2 protein-coding genes are annotated in these 1,461 nt (G+C 55.9%); one reads left to right on the forward strand and one right to left on the reverse strand.

The features are described from left to right. Positions 1-665, reverse strand: a 665-nt coding sequence (locus A3AY_RS0107510) for a fumarate hydratase (RefSeq protein WP_026203214.1), incomplete at its 3' end; no start/stop codon positions are given. Positions 666-883: 218 nt separating this feature from the next. Here A3AY_RS0107510 and A3AY_RS37540 point away from each other — a divergent pair. Then, positions 884-1,461 (forward strand): citrate lyase subunit alpha (locus tag A3AY_RS37540; RefSeq protein ID WP_276325088.1); only part of this gene is annotated, 578 nt, incomplete at its 3' end.

Genomic DNA, 1,461 nt, shown 5'->3' on the forward strand with positions numbered 1-1,461 from the left:
GGCCCACGACGGACAAGCTCGAGCATGTCCATTTCTTCGTTCATGGCTTCTTTCGCCATGAGCATCGCCTTGTCGGCGCTTCCTCCAACTCCGATTCCCAGAATTCCAGGCGGACACCAGCCTGCGCCGAGCACCTCCACCGTCTTCACCACCCAGTCGCTGATTGATTCCGAGGGCTCCAGCACCGTGAACTTAGCTTTATTCTCAGACCCGCCACCCTTCGCCGATACAGTAATCGACATAAGGTCGCCCGAGACAAGGTCCACGCTGACCATTCCGGGGGTGTTATCGCCGCTGTTTTTGCGGGACGACAACGGATCAAGGACGATGGACGCCCGCAAGGGATTTTGATCGTTGAGGTAAGCCCTCCGAATTGCAGTATCGACCAGTTCCTGTAAAGACTTGTCGGAGTCGATACGGACCCTGATCCCGAGCTTTACGAAGACGTTGACGGAGCCAGTGTCCTGGCAGATGGGTCTTCGTCCGACGGCAGCCATTCGCGAGTTTACGAGAATCTGCGTAATGGCATCGCGCGCTGACGCGCTCTCCTCCCGCTCCAAGGCCGATACCATGTGCCTGATAAAATCTGGTGGATGATAATAGGAGATGAACTGCAGCGCTTCTGCAATACTATCGACGATGTCGGATTCGGTGATGATTGTCATGGCGGTCGAAGCCTCGTGAAGGTCAATGAGGGACAATGGCTGGAGTTGCGACCAACGACCAGTAAAAATGGCTGTTGGGAGCAAGAATGATCATCAATAGCTAGGGAGCCTAGACTGCCATTGAATTCAGCTATTGCTCGAAGATGGAGCCTCCTGTTGCTCTCGCCCACCTAATTTTCCATCGTTGGGGAAAGCGACCTATAGCCAGGAGCGTCCAAATGGCATTTCCCGTGGAATTGCGCGGCAACGACAGCAAAGCCGGCCAGCAACGATTGCAAGGCCTCTGCACGACGGCGTTCGATCCGTCTTCAAATGTTGCAACAGGTGAAATGCTCGCGACGCGTATTGCATCCGGGACACCGGAGCTTCTGGAGAATGTCGACGAAATCCTTTCAGCGTGTAGTCTGAGGGATGGCGCGACCTTGTCATTTCACCATCACCTTCGTGACGGTGATGCCGTCTTAAATCATGTACTCGATTCCGCCGCGAGATCCGGCCTCAAGGGTCTGACGATCGCCGCCAGCTCGATATTTCCCGTGCACGCACCACTTGTCGAACACATTGCGAACGGTGTCGTAGGTCGCATTGTATGTGACTACGTTAAAGGTCCGGTTGCCAGCGCAATCATGGAAGGCATGCTACCGCAGCCGGCCGTACTTCAAACTCACGGAGGTCGCGCCCGCGCCATCTCGAGTGGGCAGCTGATTATAGACGCTGCATTCTTGGGTGCGCCGCGGGTGAATCGAGATGGCAGTGCAAGTGGAGCTGGCGGACGGGCCTCTTGCGGGCCACTTGG

The sequence above is a fragment of the Rhizobium giardinii bv. giardinii H152 genome (genome assembly GCF_000379605.1).
Classification (GTDB): Bacteria; Pseudomonadota; Alphaproteobacteria; order Rhizobiales; family Rhizobiaceae; genus Pararhizobium; species Pararhizobium giardinii.